The sequence below is a fragment of the Aeromonas enteropelogenes genome (assembly GCF_020097295.1).
GTDB lineage: Bacteria > Pseudomonadota > Gammaproteobacteria > Enterobacterales > Aeromonadaceae > Aeromonas > Aeromonas enteropelogenes.
Genome location: NZ_CP083625.1, coordinates 2520337 through 2536560 on the forward strand (window position 1 = coordinate 2520337; position 16224 = coordinate 2536560).

Genomic DNA, 16224 nt, shown 5'->3' on the forward strand with positions numbered 1-16224 from the left:
CCAAATCATACATCTTTTATCTATTTAATCTAGTAATTTAACTACATGTTTTGCTTTGTTTTTAAGATAAACGGATAGCCGGCAGATGACTGATGGAAAGGAAATTGACGGTGAAGGAAACGGCTGCTGCGCGCGACTCCATCTGCAGCGCTTGCCAGGGAGCAAGCCCGATATCTCCTGATCGGATGGGGCCTGTGTGTGGTGATGTCATGTGATCGCAGGCAAATGATGCTGTCCATCATGCCCTGCCACGGTTGCGTCTTGCGGGCTGGCCCCCTATCCTGAGCCCTTCGCCGTATCAAGTGAGGAGTTCGGGGTGCTGACCTGGAGTGATGTGATTGGCTCGGAAAAAGAGCAGGACTATTTCAAGAGTACGCTGGCGACGGTGCGCAGTGAGCGGGAAGCGGGCAAGGTGATCTATCCACCCGCAGCCGATGTCTTCAACGCGTTCAAGCTCACCGAACTGGATCAGGTCAAGGTGGTGATCCTGGGCCAGGATCCGTACCACGGCCCCAACCAGGCCCATGGTCTCTGTTTTTCCGTGCTGCCCGGGGTGCGCACCCCGCCCTCGCTGGTCAACATCTATAAGGAGATGCAGCGGGATCTGCCAGGGTTTGTCACACCGGATCACGGCTTTCTCGAATCCTGGGCCAAACAGGGGGTGCTGCTGCTCAATACCGTGCTGACGGTGCAGGCCGGCCAGGCCCACTCCCACGCACATCTGGGCTGGGAAACCTTCACCGACCGGGTGATCGAGCAGATCAATGCCAGCTGTCAGGGCGTGGTCTTCCTGCTCTGGGGCGCCCATGCCCAGAAGAAGGGGCGTTTCATCGACCGGCAGCGCCATCACGTGCTGACCGCCCCCCATCCCAGCCCGCTCTCTGCCCATCGTGGCTTCATCGGTTGTGGCCATTTTTCAGAGACCAACCGGCTGCTGGAACAGCAGGGCAAACAGCCCATCCAATGGAATTCAGTCTGCGGCTGACTTGATTGAGTGCAAAGTTTGGCCGGCAGATGACCGTATACTCAGGGAAGTGACAGTTTATTTCAGCGAAGGAGTGCCTATGTTATCCAGTCTGCACAAGGATCACCTCAACATCGCCCGGCTACTTGGGCTGCTCAAGCACAAGCTGGCAGCCATTCAGGCCGAGCAGCCCATCAGCTACTTTCTGATCCGCGATGTCATCGACTACCTGCGGGAAGTGTCTGACAAGTACCATCACCCCAAGGAAGACATGATCTACGAGTACTACCTCAAATACCGGGTCGTGGAGGGGGAGGTCGCCAATCGTCTGCAGGAGGAGCACGCCAAACTGCTGGAGGCGGGCACCGAACTCAAGGAGATGGTGGAGATGATCCTGATGGATGCGGTGATCCCGCTCGACCAGTTCACCGGCAAGCTGGAATGTTTCGTGGCGCTGCAGGAGGCGCACATGAACTACGAGGAAGGGGTGATCTTCCCCCTGCTGCGGGACACCCTGACCGAAGATGACTGGCGTCATCTGGAGCAAAACTGGCAGAACCGTGCCATCGGTGATCCCCTGTTCGGGGCCGAGGTGAGCCAGAACTTTCAGGCGCTGGCCCAGCGTCTCTCGCTGCCTCCGGTGAGCGTGTAATAAGGCCCGGTTGCACCATCAACAAATAGATAAACGGCAAAAGGCCTCCATCCGGAGGCCTTTTCATATCTGGCAAACACCTAGCAGCTTGGTCATTTCGACGACCCATGTGCTAGTTGGGAGCGTCTTTCTCGGGGCCGGATTGCGGGGGAGGGACAGGTCTGCCGATATTGGTGCGGGGTCAGGCCGAACTCCTGCTTGAAGCGGGCGGCGAAGCGACTGGGGGAGTCGTAGCCGCAGGCGAGGGCTACCTCCAGCGGGGTGAGGGATTGCTGCAGCAAGGTGAGGGCATGACTCATGCGCACCTGTGCCAGCAGTTGACGAAAACTGCGTCCTTCGCTGGCCAGCTTGCGTACCAGAGAGGCGCGGCTCATGGCGAAGTTGGGGGCAACCCCCTCCAGAGTATGGTCGGCGCCGGGCTCCACGCCGAGATAGCGGGCCAGCCGTTCCCCCAGCGTCATGGTGCGGGCCGGATAGAGCAGATCGAGGGCCCGGGCGGCGTGCAGTTCGGCATAAAAGCCCTGTAGCAGCTCGGCCTGGGTTGCCTCGCTCACTCCCCGCTCGGCCATGGTGGTGACCAGCTCGAAGCAAAATGCCAGCCCGGGGGTCACCTTTACCCTGGGTTCTCGCAGCCCCTGTGGAGCCGCGGCGGTGGCCGATAGCCAGGCATCGGGCGGCGGCGCCAGCAGGGTCAGGGCATGGGAGCGGAATGTGCCCTGCTCCGGCTGGTTGACGAAGGTGAGCTGGTGGCCCGCCGGGATCAGCAGCCAGCTCTCCCTGTCAAACGTCAGGCGCCGCTCTTTCCACCACAGCTGCTTGTGCCCCTGTTTCACCCAGATGAGGGTCGGGGCATAGATGAGCACCCGGTGCAGGGGCTGCTGGCGGATCCCGAGGTAGTGGTGCTGTTGCAGCAGGGGCGTGCTCATCAGGCTGGCTCCTAGGGGGTGACGAAGGTAGCGGTCAGGGTGGCCTTGCCAAGGGCCATGGCGTTGAGCATGTAGCCTACCATGGCGGGCGGGGTATCTGCCTTCACCTCCAGATCCTGGGGCAGGGCCCAGGCGGTGAACTGGTAGCGATGCATGCCGTGGCCTGCGGGCGGGCAGGGGCCGCCGTAGCCCTGGCTGCCGAAGTCGGTTCTCAGCTCCAGCCCCTGCTTGAGCTTGCCGGAGGCGTTGGTCGGCAGCTCGCTCTGGCTAGCCGGCAGATTGACCACCAGCCAGTGCCACCAGCCGCTGCCGGTGGGGGCATCCGGATCATAGGTCGTGATGGCGACGCTTTTGGTGCCGGCGGGCAGATCCTGCCAGCTCAGCTGGGGCGAGCGGTTCTCGCCGCTGCAACCAAAGCCGTTGAAGCTGAACGTCTTGTCCATCGGCTGGCCTTCGCGTATGTCGGTGCTGCTCAGGGTCATGGCACCGGCAGGCAGGGCGGCCAGACAGAACAGGGGCAGCAAAGCGGAACGCAGGGGTAATCTCATAAGGTGACTCCTCGTGTGGTAACGGGTTCACTTTAGCCAAACAGGAATAAATGGAAGTTACGTAACGGCTCAATGAGGCGCTCTCCAGGCCATTATATGAGTCGATATGTCGTTTGTGAGATTGGTGAGGGGGAAGAGAGAGATAAAAAAACCGGCATCCAGGATGCCGGTTTTTATGTGCCGAGAGGGCGGGCGACTTAGCGCAGGATCATCTCGTCACGACCCGGGCCGACGGAAACCATCGGAACCGGTACGCCGAGCAGCTCTTCGATGCGCAGCACGTACTGCTGGGCAGCCTTGGGCAGCTCTTCGAAGGTGCGGCAGCCGCTGATGTCTTCGCTCCAGCTTTCCATCTGCTCGTAGACGGGCTTGAGGGCGGCAGTTTGCGGCCAAATCGGGTTTTCGGTGTGGGCACCTTCGTAGGCCACGCAGATCTTCAGATCCGGCAGACCGGTCAGGCAGTCCAGCTTGGTCAGGGCCACTTCGGTGGCGGCCTGCAGCTCGACACCGTTCTTGGTGGCCACGGCGTCGAAGTAGCCGACGTCACGGGGACGGCCGGTGGTGGCGCCGAACTCGTTGGTGATCTTGCGGAACTCGTCCTGGTTCTCCATGGCGGTCAGCAGGGTGCCGGTACCGACGGAGGAGCTGAATGCCTTGGCCACGGCGATGACGCGCTCCGGGCGCAGACCCGGCAGGCCGCCACCGATGCCGGCGTAGGCGCCGGAAACGTGGGAGGAGGTCACCCAGGGGTATTCGCCGTAGATGAGGTCACGGCCGGCGCCCAGCTGGGCTTCGAACAGCAGGGTCTTGCCTTCGGCCTGCAGGGCCTTGAGCGGCATGCTGACGTTGCAGACGGCGTCGATCCAGGAGGCGGAGACTTCCAGCAGCCAGTCGGCCATTTCCTGGGCGGTCTGGGCAAATTCGAAGTCCGGGTAGAGGGCCTTCATCTGCGGCAGTTTCCAGTCCAGCATGAACTGGATGCGCTCGACCAGCACGTCCGGCTGTTTCAGCCAGCCAACCAGGATCGCTTTCTTCATCACGCGATCGCCGTAGGCGGGGGCAATGCCCTGACGGGTGGAGCCATAGGCGCCGTCACCCAGACGCTGCTCTTCCAGGGTATCTTCCAGTGCGTGCAGCGGCAGGCACAGGGTGGCGCGGTCAGAGATGGCCAGCTTGGGAGTGATGCCGGAGGCTTTCACTTCGTCGAGTTCGACGGTGAGCTTCTCGGGGCTGATCACCATGCCCGGGCCGAGCACGACCAGGCAATCCGGGTTGAACACGCCACTCGGGACCTGGTGCAGCTTGAAGGTGCCAAGATCGTTGACCACGGTGTGGCCGGCGTTGTTGCCGCCTTGGAAGCGAATGCTGGCACCGGCTTGGCCTGCCAGATAATCCACGATGCGGCCCTTGCCTTCATCACCCCAGTTGGCACCTACGACTACGATAGACGACATGACTCTTTCTCCTAAGACGTTAGGCATCCATCCTAGGAGCCTGATGTGGATTAGAAAAATTAATTATCTTTATAATTCCGATAATAAAACCATATAATTGTGGCCGTTTTAGCGGCAACCTCTCCCGCTGTTGCCGTGCAAAACCCCGCAAGACGGGAGTGGAGGAGCCACATGCTGGATATTCACTGGCTGCAAACCTTTGTCACCCTGGCCCGGTTGCAGCACTTTGGCCAGACCGCCACCGAGCTGCACATGACCCAGCCCAACGTCAGCCTGCACATCAAGCGGCTGGAGCAGGCGACCCGGGTACGACTCATCGAGCGCAGCCCGTTTCGCCTGACCCAGGCGGGGGAGCGACTGCTGCAAAGCGCCGAGCGCGCCATCGCCGAGTTGCAGCTGTGCCAGTCCGACCTTAACGCACTCAATCAACTCAGCCAGGGGACGCTCGCCATCGCCGCCAGCGACATCATATCTCGTCTGCTGCTGATCCAGCCGTTTCAGCGTTTCAAACGGGAGTTTCCCGGTATCGACCTCACCCTGTTCAACACCACATCGGATCAGGCGGCGGAGCTGGTCAAGGCGGGCAAGGCGGATCTCGGCTTCGTGATGGCGCAAAAGCGCAGCGAGCCGCTCTTCTATACCGAACTGCAACAGGTGACTTGGTGCGCCCTGGGCCACGGGCTGGCCCGCTGGCAGGCGCGGGCGCAGGTCGGGGCTGGGGGGGATGAGAGAAAGAGCGATCCCCTCGATGAGCCGACCCTGATCCTGCTGGGGCACGACACCCGCACCCGGGCGCTTATCGACCCCTCCCTGCCGCTGCTGGGGTTGCCCCCCTGTCGCATCATGGAAGTTGGCAGCGTGGATGCCCAGCTGGATTGGGCCGAGGCGGGGTTTGGCGTGGCCATAGTGCCGGACTTCTCGCTGCACCCCAGGCTCAACCTGACGGCTCCCGTCACCAGTCTGACCGATTTTCCCGGTACCAGTCTGGGGTACGTGGTGCGTCAGAATCAGGTGCTGTCGCGGGCCATCAAGCAGTTGCTGGTCTGGGTGGAGGAGGAGATCCAAAAACCCAACCCCTATCTGGCGCGGGAAGCTGCGCAGTGATCAGAACGTCATAAATCAAAGGGGCAGCTGCGGCTGCCCCTTTGATTTTGTTGGGTTTGCCCGTTTCAGGGCTGCGACGGCGTCGTGTCGCCGGCGGTCGCTTCCGGCACAGATTCATCTGCTGGAGTCGTCCCTTGCGCCGCGCTGGTGGTTGCTTGTTCCCTGTTATCCGACGTGATGGCCTCTGGCGGCGTCGCTGCCGACACCGTATCTGGTGATTCGGTATTCGGGGTTGCCGCATCCGGGGTCGCCCGGGTAGGTGAAGTGTCGCTGGCGGGTTCGGTGGCAACGGCGGCGCTGGTGGCATTGTCTGTATCGGCAGGAGGTTCTGTGGTGGCCGGTTCGGGAGTATCCCTTTCTGGGGCATCCTGCAGCGAATCATCCGGCATCAGCAGTTCAGGGGCCAACGGCAGGGGCTCGGGCGCCTGAGCCGACATGCCGGCATGGAGGGGCAGCTCGGTCTGCGCCTGCAGACGCTCCACGGTAATCTTGCTCAAGGCCGGGTGCAGCCGGCTGAACTGCTTGACCCGTGCCAGCAGGGTGTCGCGCACGGTGCGCACTATGGGATCCGGCAGGCTGGCCAGCGCCACCAGTTCGGCGCTCATGCCGATGTTGTTGATGGCAGAGATCTGCCCCGGATAGAGGTTGGCAGCGATGCGGCTGCGCTGGTAGTAGGGATGCTCCTTGAGCAGGCGATCGATCTGATCCCCCTCGATGGGGATGAGGCGCACCTTGCAGCGGCCGGTCAGATCGCCGATCGCCAGGCTGGGGTGCCCGGCAACGATAAAGGCGGCATCCAGGCTGCCATCGCACAACCCTTCCAGCGGATCCCGGCCCGGGGTGAGCTGATAGGTGGCAAACTGGCCGGAGTGCCACCCCATGGCGTTCATCAGGGCCTGGCTGGTAGTGGGCTCGCCGGCGCCGGGTTCACCCGGATAGACCCGCTTTCCTTCGATATCTGCCAGGGTGGTGATGCCGCTGGTGGGGCTGGCCAGCAGGGTCAGCGACTCCTGATAGAGGCGAAACAGACTGCGCAGTTTGTGGTTGGCACCCTGTCCGCTGAAAGGTCCGGTGCCGTGCAAGGCGTGGTGGAGGATATCGGACTGCACCAGCGCCAGCTGCACGTCCCCCTCTTCCAGCGCCTTCAGGTTGGCCAGAGAGCCGTGGGTACTCTGTACCGTGCAGCGATCGCCGCGCAGGGCATGGTCTGCATTGAGCACCCGGCAGATGGCGCCTCCGGTGGGGTAGTAGACGCCATTGACCGGCCCGGTACCTATAGTCAGCGCCTGGCTGGTGACAGGCAGCAGGGCGCAGAGGGGGAGCAGAAGGTGACGCAAGATCCGTAAATGCATAGTTGACCGTCAACTGGGGAATGGGATGAATAGGGATGGGCCATGCCCATCCCGCTTGCAGGGGTATCAGGCTTTGCCGCGACTCAGGATCGCTTTTTCCATTCGAGCCAGCGCCTTGGCCAGGGTGGCACGGGTACAGCCGAAGTTGAGACGCACGAACTGGCTGTCGCCAAACTGGGCGCCCGGCGAGAGTCCGACCCCGGCCTGCTCGAAGAAGGCGATGGGATCGTCGAGCCCAAGGCCACTGACGTCGAGCCAAGCCAGATAGGTGGCCTGATGGTTCGCCAGGGTGACACCGGGCCAGCGGGCGACGGCCTGTTCGATCAATGCCAGGTTGGCGGCCAGATACTCGATCTGCTCGCTGAGCCATTGCTCACCGCCCTCGTAGGCGGCCTCGGCTGCCACGAAGCCCAGCAGGTTCACGTCGGCGCTGATGCCGCGCATCGCCTGCTGCAGCTTGAGGCGCAGACGGGCATTGGGCACCACGGCAAACGAACAGCACAGACCCGCGATGTTGAAGGTCTTGCTCGGGGCCATCATCACGGCCGAGCGTTCGGCGGCGTCCGGGCTGATGGCGCCGTAGGGGATGTGGCGGGCGTTTTTATCCAGCAGCAGGTCGCAGTGGATCTCATCGGAGCAGATCACCAGATTGTGGCGCGCGGCGATGGCGTCGATGGCCAACAGCTCCTCGCGGGTGAAGACGGTGCCCCCCGGGTTGTGGGGGTTGCACAGCAGCAGCAGATCGGCGGAGGGGGCCTGACGCTCCAGCTCTTCCAGATCCAGTACCCAGCGGCCCGCCTCTTCCACCATGGGCACGGTGAGCAGCGGCCGGTCGTTGAAGCCCGGCGCCTGCAGGAAGGGGTAGTAGACGGGCTTGGGAGTGATGATACCGCGCCCGTGCTGGCTCCAGGCCTTGCAGGCGAGGTTCAGCCCCGGCACCACGCCGGGCAGGAACACCAGCCACTCGGGCTGTATGGTCCAGCCGTAGCGGGTCACCAGACGTTCGATGATGAGTTCGATCAGGCGGGGCGAGGGGCGTGAATAGCCGAAAATGCCGTGGGCGACGCGCCGGGTGAGCGCCTCGATGACGGCGGGAGGGGCGGAAAAATCGGTGTCGGCAACCCACATGGGCAGCACGTCCTGACCCTTGTACTTGTCCCATTTCAGGCTCATGGTGCCACTGCGGTCTATTTCCCGATCAAAATCAAACATGCGAACTCCTTGTGCTGGCCGGATGGGCTTTCACTCTACGGGGTCGCGGCCTTGCTCGCAAGGCGCAAGCGGCGGGAGGCAAGCCTTGAGCCGGTTGTTGATAATGGCATAAGATGACTGGCGTTATTTTGAACGGCGACAGCCGTGAATCCCTTCCTTAGATTCTCCAGCCAGTGGTAATGCTATGAGCTTGTCGATAGCGGCGGTTAAACGCCCGGATCCCGTTTCCCTCTCGTTTCTGGCCGTGACCTTCATGACCGGGGTCGCCGTCGCCCTGCAGGTGCCGACCCTGAGCCTGTTTCTGGCCGAAGAGGTGCAGGTGCGCCCGTTTCTGGTGGGGGCGTTCTACACCGTCAATGCGGTGATCGGCATCCTTATCAGCCAGTGGCTCGGCCATCGCTCCGACAACAGGGGGGATCGCAAGCAGCTGATCCTGCGCTGCTGCTTCGCCGGGGTGGCGCTCTCCTTGCTGTTTGCCTGGAACCGCAACTACTGGCTGCTGGTGAGCCTGGGGGTACTGCTCGCCAGTCTGGCCGCCACCGCCAGTCCCCAGTTGTTTGCCCTGGCACGGGAGTACTCCGACAGCCGCAACAAGCGGGCCGACATGTTCAGCTCGGTGATGCGGGCCCAGTTTTCCCTGGCCTGGGTGATAGGGCCGCCCATCGCCTTTGCTCTGGCCATCGGCTATGGCTTCGAACTGATGTACCTCGCCTCCGCCCTGGCCTATCTGCTCTGTGCCCTGGTGGTGTGGCGCTGGCTCCCCTCACTGCCCCTGCCTGCCGCGAGCAGCGACCAGGAGCGGGTGAGCAGCTGGCGGGATCCGGCGGTGCGCGCACTCTTCATCGCCTCCACCCTGATGTGGACCTGCAACAGCATGTACCTCATCAATATGCCGCTCTACATCACCCGGGAGCTGGGGCTGGACGAGAAGCTGGCCGGCATCCTGATGGGCACGGCGGCGGCGCTCGAAATTCCCTTCATGCTGCTGGCGGGTTACTACACGACGCGACTGGGCAAGCGTCCCATGATGCTGCTGGCGGTAATGGCTGGCGTCGCTTTTTACGGGGGACTGGTGACCCTCTCCGGTCAGTACGCCCTGATTTCGCAGCAGCTGTTCAACGCCATCTTCATCGGGAGCGTCGCCGGGATCGGGATGTCCTACTTTCAGGATCTGATGCCGGGGCGGGCGGGGGTGGCCACCACCCTGTTTGCCAACAGCATACGGACCGGCTCCATTATGGCGGGGGCCATCGCCGGTACGGTGGCGGAACTGTGGGGGTTTCACGCCGTCTTCATGGTGGCGCTGGGATTGGCGCTGACGGCGCTCGCCGCCTGCTGGCGGGTACCCGAGGTCTGAGGGTTCAGCCCTCTTGCCGGGTGTCGCTCTGGTATTCACTGCGCAGGCAGCGCAGCAGCAACTCGGTGGCGGGGCCCAGGGAGTCGGGAGAGAGGGTCAGCAGATAGGTGTAGAGATGGCGCTCGCCGCCATTTTCCAGATCCAGCTGTACCAGGGATCCTTCGCTTAGTTCGCGTTCCACCAGATGGCGCGGCAGCCAGGCATAGCCCAATCCCTGATGCAGCATGGCGATCACCTCGTGGTAGTGGGTCGCATTCCAGCCGGTATCGTCTGCATCGTTCCAGTCCACCGAACGGTGAATGGGCGGATGCAGGCTGATCCGGTTATGACCGGTCAGGGCATCGTTGCCCAGTGGTTGTGGCAGCGTGGCCAGGGGGTGATGGGCGGCGCACAGGGGGATCAGGCAGATCTCATCGAGCAGCAGACCGGTGCGATCGCCGGGCAGGTGCTCCGAAATCATCAGATCGCCGGGTTGCAACGCATTGAAGTGACAGTGAATACGCTCATGCAGGTTTACGCGGCAGCCGCGGCTGCGGGGGTAGAAGTGGGCCAGTGCCCGGTAGAGCCTTTCCCTTGGCTGCAGCGCCGAGACGTAGAGGTTGATCTGCGGCTCCCACTGGCGCTCCAGGTTGTTGGCCAGGTTCTCCAGCTCCTCCACCTGCTGGCTTAGCTGGCGGGCACGCTTGAGGAAGATCTCCCCCGCTGCGGTCAGCACCGCCTTGCGCCCGCGCACCTCCAGCAAGGGCACCCCCAGACTCTGCTGCAGCTTGGCGACTGCATGGTTGAGGGAGGACTGGCTCTTGTTCAGGGCTTCTGCGGCCTGGGCGTAACCGCCACAATCGACCACTGCCTGAAAGATCCGCCATTGCTCAAAGGTGCTCTTGGGACGAAACATAGTTCAACCTGGTTGGGATGGAGTTGCCGGGGAAATCACACAGGGGGCCGTGACCCCCTATGGAATTTAACCCCTGCAACAAGTATGGCTCCGGATATTGTATTGATTTATTTGGGTTGGGCCACGAAGGTCTGGCCGGTTTGACCGCGGCTGTCCGGCCCCATCAGGTAGAGATAGAGCGGCATCAGGTCGGCCGGGGTTTTGAGGGTCTGCGGATCTTCCGCCGGGAAGGCGCTGGCTCGCATCCGGGTACGGGTGCCACCCGGGTTGAGGCTGTTGACCCGCACCGTGGTGTTCTCCAGCTCGTCCGCCAGCACCTCCATCATGCCCTCGACGGCAAACTTGGAGATGGCGTAGGTGCCCCAGTAGGCTCGTCCCTTGCGCCCCACGCTGGAGGAGGTGTAGACGATGGAGGCATCGCCGTGCTCCTTGGCGGTCTGGCGAATGAGGGGCAGCAGCGCCTGGGTCAGCAGGAATTCGGATTTGACGTTGACCTGCATCACCTCGTCCCACTCCTTCTCCTGGATGTGTTCGAACGGTGACAGGGTTCCCAGCAGGCCGGCGTTGAACAGCACGCCATCGAGGCGACCAAACTGCTGGGCAAAGGTCTCGGCCATGCCGCGATAGTGGGCGGCGGTGGCCCCTTTCAGATCCACCGGAACGATGGCGGGCAGGGGATAACCGGCGGCTTCAATCTGGTCATACACGGCCTCGAGCTTGGCGCTGGTGCGGCCGAGCAGGATCACGGTGGCGCCGTGAGCGGCGTAGGTGAGGGCCGCCTCGCGGCCGATCCCGTCTCCGGCACCGGTGACCAGAATGGCCCTGTCCTTGAGCAGATCGCGGGGTGCCTGATAATCGAGCATGACAACTCCTGTTAACAAATTCTGGGCATAAGTGCATGGCAATCGGGGGCAAGTGTACTGATCCGGGCGCCTGTTTGGCCAGTCGATGACAAGAAAAATGTGAAGAAAATAGAGAGGTTGTGTTGGTCAAGTTGGTTTTTTGACGCGCTGGCCCAGAGTTTTTGCGCCGCTCTCGCAAACTCCCTAGAATGTGACAAAACCGATCCCTTCTGGAGTCCACAGTGACATTTTTGACCGAATACGGCCTGTTTCTGGCCAAGACAGTGACCTTCTTGCTGGCCATCGGTGCCATCATCCTGATGGTGGTTGCCAGCCGTCAGCCCAAGGCGCGCAAGGGGGAGCTGGAGGTGACCGATCTCTCCGCCGAGCTGGAGCGTGGGCGTTTTCAGCTCAAGAGCGCCCTGGCTGGCAAGGCGGAGCGCAAGTTGCTGGAGAAGCAGCAGAAAGAGGAGCAGAAGCAGCGCGCCAAGGCTGGCGATGAGCGTAGCCGTCTGTTTGTGCTCGATTTCCATGGCAGCATGGATGCCAAGGAGGTCGCCTCCCTGCGCGAAGAGGTGAGCGCCGTGATTGGCGTGGCCCAGCCCGGTGACGAGGTGTTGCTGCGGCTCGAGTCCGGTGGTGGCGTGGTGCACGGGTATGGCCTTGCGGCCTCCCAGTTGCAGCGTCTGCGCGACAAGGGCATCAAGCTCACCGTGGCCATCGACAAGGTGGCAGCGAGTGGCGGCTACATGATGGCTTGCGTGGCGGATCAGATCCTGGCAGCTCCCTTTGCCATCGTCGGTTCCATCGGGGTGATCGCCCAGATGCCGAACTTCAACAAGCTGCTGAAAAAGCACGATATCGAATTCGAGATGCACACTGCGGGTCAATACAAGCGCACCATCACCATGTTCGGTGAGAACGACGATCTGGGGCGCGAGAAGTTTCGCGAGGAGCTGGCCGCCATCCACGAGCGTTTCAAAGCGTTCGTGGCCGAGCACAGACCCGCGCTCGAGATCGACAAGGTCACTACGGGCGAGCACTGGCTGGCGAGCCAGGCCAAGGGGCTGGGACTGGTGGATTCCCTCTGCACCAGCGATGACTATCTGCTGGCGCAGGCCGGTCACCACAAGGTGGTGGGCATTCGCTATCGCAAGCCCAAGAGCCTGACACAGAAACTGGGTCAGCAAGGCGCGCAGGCGCTGGAAGCGGGCCTCGGCCGCCTCTGGCAGCAGAGTCCCTGGCGCTAGATCGGGTGCTTTGCGTGTGCGTCTGAGGGGCGGACACGCGGGCCAACCAGCAGGCCAGTCGGAGAGATCCGGCTGGCCTCTCTTTTTATTGAGGGAAAGCTGGGAATGAAGTTGCCTCCATTGAATCCCCTTGCTACAACTGAACGCTTTCCCCTCTTCATCGTTGCCCCCGTGGGGCAGGGAGCATAGGCCATGCAATGGAGCACCTTAAGGCAATTTACCCCTCTGGTCTGGATCGTCATCCTGGGTACCTTCATGGTGCGTACCAGCTACTACATGGTGTGGCCGTTTCTCTCCATCCTGCTCTATCGGGACTATGGGTTGTCGGCCACCCTGATAGGTTTGCTGCTGGGGGGCTCGATGGCGCTTTCGACCTTGGTCAGCTTCTACGGCGGCTGGCTCTCTGATCGCTTCGGGCGGCGCAACATTTTACTGGCGGGCTGTCTGGTAGCGATGAGCTGCTTCGGGTTGCTCGGCTTCTCTCACGTCGTCTTCTGGCTCGGTATCGGGGTGATGGGCAGTGGTCTGGCGTCAGGGCTCATTGATGCCCCCGGCAAGGCGTTGATGGCCGACAGCCTGGCCTCGGCCAAGGCGCGGGAGCTGGCGCTGCATCTGCGCTACTTCCTGCTGAACCTGGGGGCGGCACTGGGGCCGCTCCTGGGGGTGACTCTTGGCATCAATGCTCAGCAGGAGACCTTCGTGGTGCTGTCGCTCAGTTATCTGCTGCTGGGGCTGGCCTTTGTCTGGGGCTTTCGTCAGGTGGCCGCCACCGGCAAACGCAGCACCAGTGGTCCGGGTTTGCGCGATGCCATCAGGGTCTTGCTGGCGGATCGGGCCTTTTTGCTGCTGGTGATGGCCAACCTCCTGATGGTGCTCGTCTACTCCCAGTTTCACTCGCCACTGGTGCAGTATCTGACCCGCGCCGGCATGCCCGAGGTGGCGGAGCTGGTGGCCCTGCTGGTGACCACCAATGCCTTGACCGTGGTGCTGCTGCAGTTCCCGCTGCTGCGGCTGCTCTCGCGCTGGCCAGTGCGGGTTCGGTTGCATATCGGCATGGCCCTGTTTCTCGCGGCCCAGCTGTTGTTTGCCATGGGGGATCCCCTGGTGCGCAGCCACTGGTTTGCGGCCGTGCTGCTGCTCAGTCTCGGTGAAACCATCCTCTTTCCGCTGCTCAACGTGCTGATCGATCAAATGGCGCCCGGCCACCTCAAGGGGAGCTACTTCGGGGCCAGTGCCCTGGCGGGTCTGGGCGGTGCGGCGGGAGCCTTGCTGGGGGGCTGGATCATCGAGCGGTGGAGTGGGCAATGGCTCTACCTGCTGATGACCCTGCTCTGTGTCGTGACCTTCATGCTCTATGAATGGGGAGCCAGGTTGCAGGGGCGCAGGCCGTCGTCCCCCGTGCTGGAGCAGGGTTAAGAGATCAGTGGGTGTTGCCCGGGGTGACCTCCTTGAGCGCCTTCTTGGCGGCATACATGCGTTCGTCGGCAAGGCGGATGAGACTCAGGCCATCGTCGTAGCGCTCCGGGCCTGTCTGCACTATGCCGATGCTGAGGGTGATGTCTTCCAGCTGTTCCTTGAGAGTCTTGGTGAGCCGCTTGAGGTAGATGTCGCGAGCCTGTGATTCGCTGCAGTTGGGCAGGATCAGGCAGAATTCGTCCCCGCCATAGCGAAAACAGCTGTCTTCGGTACGAGAGACTTTGCGAATGCAGTTGCCCACGACCCGCAGGATCTCGTCCCCCCGCTGGTGCCCCTCCGTGTCATTGATTTGCTTGAAGTTGTCTATGTCGAGATAGGCGATGGCCACGGGCTCGGCACGGCGCTGGCAGGTGCGCAGGGTCAGCAGCAAGCGCTCCTGCAGATGGCGCACATTGAGCAATCCGGTCAAGGCATCGGTGCGATTGAGCTCCTCCAGCTGCTGGGTACGCTCGCGCACCTTCTCCTCCAGCAGTCTGGCGTAGTTGTCCGATTTCTCCTTGGAGGATTCGATCTCCGATACCAGGCTGCGGATATAGGTCTCGAATACCAGGGTGATGTCGAACAGAAACAACTTGTCGAGAGCGGTCAGCATGGCGACGCGATCCGCCTCTTCGCCTATCTGGTCGAAGATGTCTTCAATGAGCAGCGCCTTGAGGGTGTTGATGGCGGCAAGATAGAGCTTGGGTTCCACCCCTATCCGCTTGTGTACCAGCCCGATCCGCAGCCGGTTGTTGACGTACTCCAGATCGTAGAGACCGCTGAACAGGTCGAGGATGTAGCGACGCTGGGCCGTGCGCAGCCGGGTCAGGGTATCGGCGTCGCCGATCAGCAGAGCAATCTCGGTGATGGCGGTCTGTTGCTGGTAGAACTGATCCACCAGAGTATCGATACGGGGTTCTATATTGCCGTGATAGCTGCCGAGCAGGTTGGCATCCCGTTCGGTGAACAGCAACAGCGCTTTGCGATGGGCAATTTCGAATTCGGTGATGCGCATCTGTTCGAGCAGGGTCTGTTCGGTTGGATTCATTGTTATCCTCTGTCCATGGCGACGCCGTCGTCCGGCGGGGAATGCGGTGCAGATAAAGCTGTGATGACAATTGATATTGTAGTCAGTTGAATGAGAAGGGGCCTTAATGACCCCCAAACTATGAGGGCCATGGTGTGGACTATGAGTCGATGGAGGATAAAAAGTAATTAAAAACAGAGCATTAGAAAGTAAGGACCTTGTCGGCGGCGAGCGTCCACTGGGCCAGCATCGGCAGGGTGCCCACCTCGATCCCTTCGATGAGCGGCAGCGCCGTAATGCCGCGCGCATCGGTACAGGTTTTGCACAGCCGTATAATCACCCCCTGGGCCAGCAGGATCTCCAGCATCTGGCGTAGATTGTACCCCTCGGCCGGGGCCTGACCCGCCAAGGCTGCGCTCACCGCGTCCGACATCAGAAACAGTTTCAATGTGGCGCCACCCTGTTCATTCAGGGCGATGGCCAGTCGCAGGGCATTGAACAGGGATTCACTGCCGTAGGGGGCACCGTTGGCGATTACGACAATATCTTGCTTCATAACAGACTCCAGCTTGCAAAAGCGACATTGTAGAACCAACGGGAGAGGGATGGCGTGACTCAGTACAACTTCTGTCGCACCTGTTTCCCGTCGTCTTGACCCGGCCCCGGATCGAGGTTTTTATGGGCAGCTCGAAAAGCAGATATAACCGGGTGGATCCTGATGTGGAAGATGATAGGTGCGAGCCTGCTGTTGCTGGCGGGCCAGGCCTATGGCAGCCAGGCTGTCGGCTGCAAGGCTCGTTTGAAGGCAGTCGATGAACAACTGGTTGAGGCTAAAGTTCAAAAAAATGGCGACAGAGTAGCTGGGCTGGAGCGGGCAAAACGCAATATTCAGGCCTACTGTAGCGACGAAGGGCTTTACCGGGAGCAGCAACAACGGGTGGCAAAGATGCAGCAAGAGGTGGATGCGTATCTGAGTGAATTGCAACAAGCGCGTGTTGCCGGCAGACCGGACAGGGTAGCCGACAAGCAAGGCAAGCTCGATGCCTCCCAGCTTCGCCTGCTGGAGGCCGAACGCGAGCTGCTGGCGCTGCAGCAGCTGATTGGAAAGTCCTGAGCAGTAGCCGAAAGACACAATGAACAAGGCCGGGATATCCCCGGCCTTGTTGCATTCTATTGCCTGTGCATC

The 16224-nt window shown here is 61.7% G+C and carries 16 protein-coding genes; 7 read left to right on the forward strand and 9 right to left on the reverse strand.

Going from position 1 to position 16224, the window contains the following annotated elements:
- The first annotated feature begins 316 nt into the window (after nucleotides 1-316).
- Together ung and LA321_RS11920 are read left to right on the forward strand one after the other, a co-directional pair.
- Nucleotides 317-985, forward strand: a complete 669-nt coding sequence (ung, locus tag LA321_RS11915) for a uracil-DNA glycosylase (protein WP_042025629.1) — start codon at nucleotides 317-319, stop codon at nucleotides 983-985.
- 79 nt (nucleotides 986-1064) lie between these two features.
- Nucleotides 1065-1616 (forward strand): hemerythrin domain-containing protein, encoded by a 552-nt coding sequence (locus LA321_RS11920; protein WP_042072235.1) that lies wholly within the window; start codon nucleotides 1065-1067, stop codon nucleotides 1614-1616.
- Between the two features lie 92 nt (nucleotides 1617-1708).
- On the opposite strand, the gene LA321_RS11925 is transcribed toward LA321_RS11920, so the two are convergent.
- The 3 genes from LA321_RS11925 to LA321_RS11935 all read right to left on the reverse strand — a co-directional run bounded on the left by LA321_RS11925 (nucleotide 1709) and on the right by LA321_RS11935 (nucleotide 4544).
- Nucleotides 1709-2542, reverse strand: a complete 834-nt coding sequence (locus tag LA321_RS11925; RefSeq protein ID WP_042072234.1) for a helix-turn-helix transcriptional regulator — start codon at nucleotides 2540-2542, stop codon at nucleotides 1709-1711.
- 11 nt (nucleotides 2543-2553) lie between these two features.
- Nucleotides 2554-3090 (reverse strand): YbhB/YbcL family Raf kinase inhibitor-like protein, encoded by a 537-nt coding sequence (locus LA321_RS11930; protein ID WP_042072232.1) that lies wholly within the window; start codon nucleotides 3088-3090, stop codon nucleotides 2554-2556.
- Between the two features lie 197 nt (nucleotides 3091-3287).
- Nucleotides 3288-4544 carry an adenylosuccinate synthetase gene (locus LA321_RS11935; RefSeq protein ID WP_042072231.1) on the reverse strand — a complete coding sequence of 419 codons (1257 nt, stop codon included), beginning with the start codon at nucleotides 4542-4544 and terminating at the stop codon, nucleotides 3288-3290.
- A 171-nt stretch (nucleotides 4545-4715) separates the two neighbouring features.
- Between LA321_RS11935 and LA321_RS11940 the strand changes: the two genes are divergently transcribed.
- Nucleotides 4716-5648 (forward strand): LysR family transcriptional regulator, encoded by a 933-nt coding sequence (locus LA321_RS11940; protein WP_042072229.1) that lies wholly within the window; start codon nucleotides 4716-4718, stop codon nucleotides 5646-5648.
- Nucleotides 5649-5713: 65 nt separating this feature from the next.
- Here the strand turns inward: LA321_RS11940 and LA321_RS11945 are convergent, their stop codons facing one another.
- Together LA321_RS11945 and LA321_RS11950 are read right to left on the reverse strand one after the other, a co-directional pair.
- Entirely contained in the window at nucleotides 5714-7000 is a 1287-nt protein-coding gene (locus LA321_RS11945; RefSeq protein ID WP_082043432.1) for a TAXI family TRAP transporter solute-binding subunit, read from the reverse strand.
- A 66-nt stretch (nucleotides 7001-7066) separates the two neighbouring features.
- Nucleotides 7067-8212 carry a MalY/PatB family protein gene (locus tag LA321_RS11950; RefSeq protein ID WP_042072228.1) on the reverse strand — a complete coding sequence of 382 codons (1146 nt, stop codon included), beginning with the start codon at nucleotides 8210-8212 and terminating at the stop codon, nucleotides 7067-7069.
- 184 nt (nucleotides 8213-8396) lie between these two features.
- On the opposite strand from LA321_RS11950, the gene LA321_RS11955 reads away from it, so the two are divergent.
- A complete protein-coding gene (locus LA321_RS11955) occupies nucleotides 8397-9569 on the forward strand; it encodes an MFS transporter (RefSeq protein ID WP_042072227.1) in 1173 nt (390 codons plus the stop codon).
- Between the two features lie 4 nt (nucleotides 9570-9573).
- Here LA321_RS11955 and LA321_RS11960 read toward each other — a convergent pair whose 3' ends face one another.
- Together LA321_RS11960 and LA321_RS11965 are read right to left on the reverse strand one after the other, a co-directional pair.
- Nucleotides 9574-10464 carry a LysR family transcriptional regulator gene (locus LA321_RS11960; RefSeq protein ID WP_042072226.1) on the reverse strand — a complete coding sequence of 297 codons (891 nt, stop codon included), beginning with the start codon at nucleotides 10462-10464 and terminating at the stop codon, nucleotides 9574-9576.
- Between the two features lie 107 nt (nucleotides 10465-10571).
- Entirely contained in the window at nucleotides 10572-11327 is a 756-nt protein-coding gene (locus LA321_RS11965; RefSeq protein WP_042072225.1) for a YciK family oxidoreductase, read from the reverse strand.
- 221 nt (nucleotides 11328-11548) lie between these two features.
- Here LA321_RS11965 and sohB point away from each other — a divergent pair, with 221 nt between their 5' ends.
- Both sohB and LA321_RS11975 read left to right on the forward strand, forming a co-directional pair.
- Nucleotides 11549-12556, forward strand: coding sequence for a protease SohB (gene sohB / locus LA321_RS11970; RefSeq protein ID WP_042072224.1), 1008 nt, complete (start codon nucleotides 11549-11551; stop codon nucleotides 12554-12556).
- Nucleotides 12557-12748: 192 nt separating this feature from the next.
- Entirely contained in the window at nucleotides 12749-13972 is a 1224-nt protein-coding gene (locus LA321_RS11975) for an MFS transporter (RefSeq protein ID WP_042072223.1), read from the forward strand.
- Nucleotides 13973-13976: 4 nt separating this feature from the next.
- On the opposite strand, the gene LA321_RS11980 is transcribed toward LA321_RS11975, so the two are convergent.
- On the reverse strand, nucleotides 13977-15059 hold the full coding sequence (locus tag LA321_RS11980; RefSeq protein WP_042072222.1) for a protoglobin domain-containing protein: 1083 nt from the start codon (nucleotides 15057-15059) through the stop codon (nucleotides 13977-13979).
- A gap of 181 nt (nucleotides 15060-15240) precedes the next feature.
- Nucleotides 15241-15594, reverse strand: coding sequence for a DsrE/DsrF/TusD sulfur relay family protein (locus LA321_RS11985; RefSeq protein WP_042072221.1), 354 nt, complete (start codon nucleotides 15592-15594; stop codon nucleotides 15241-15243).
- A gap of 162 nt (nucleotides 15595-15756) precedes the next feature.
- Between LA321_RS11985 and LA321_RS11990 the strand changes: the two genes are divergently transcribed.
- Entirely contained in the window at nucleotides 15757-16152 is a 396-nt protein-coding gene (locus LA321_RS11990) for a DUF1090 domain-containing protein (RefSeq protein WP_042072220.1), read from the forward strand.
- The last annotated feature ends 72 nt before the right edge of the window (nucleotides 16153-16224 follow it).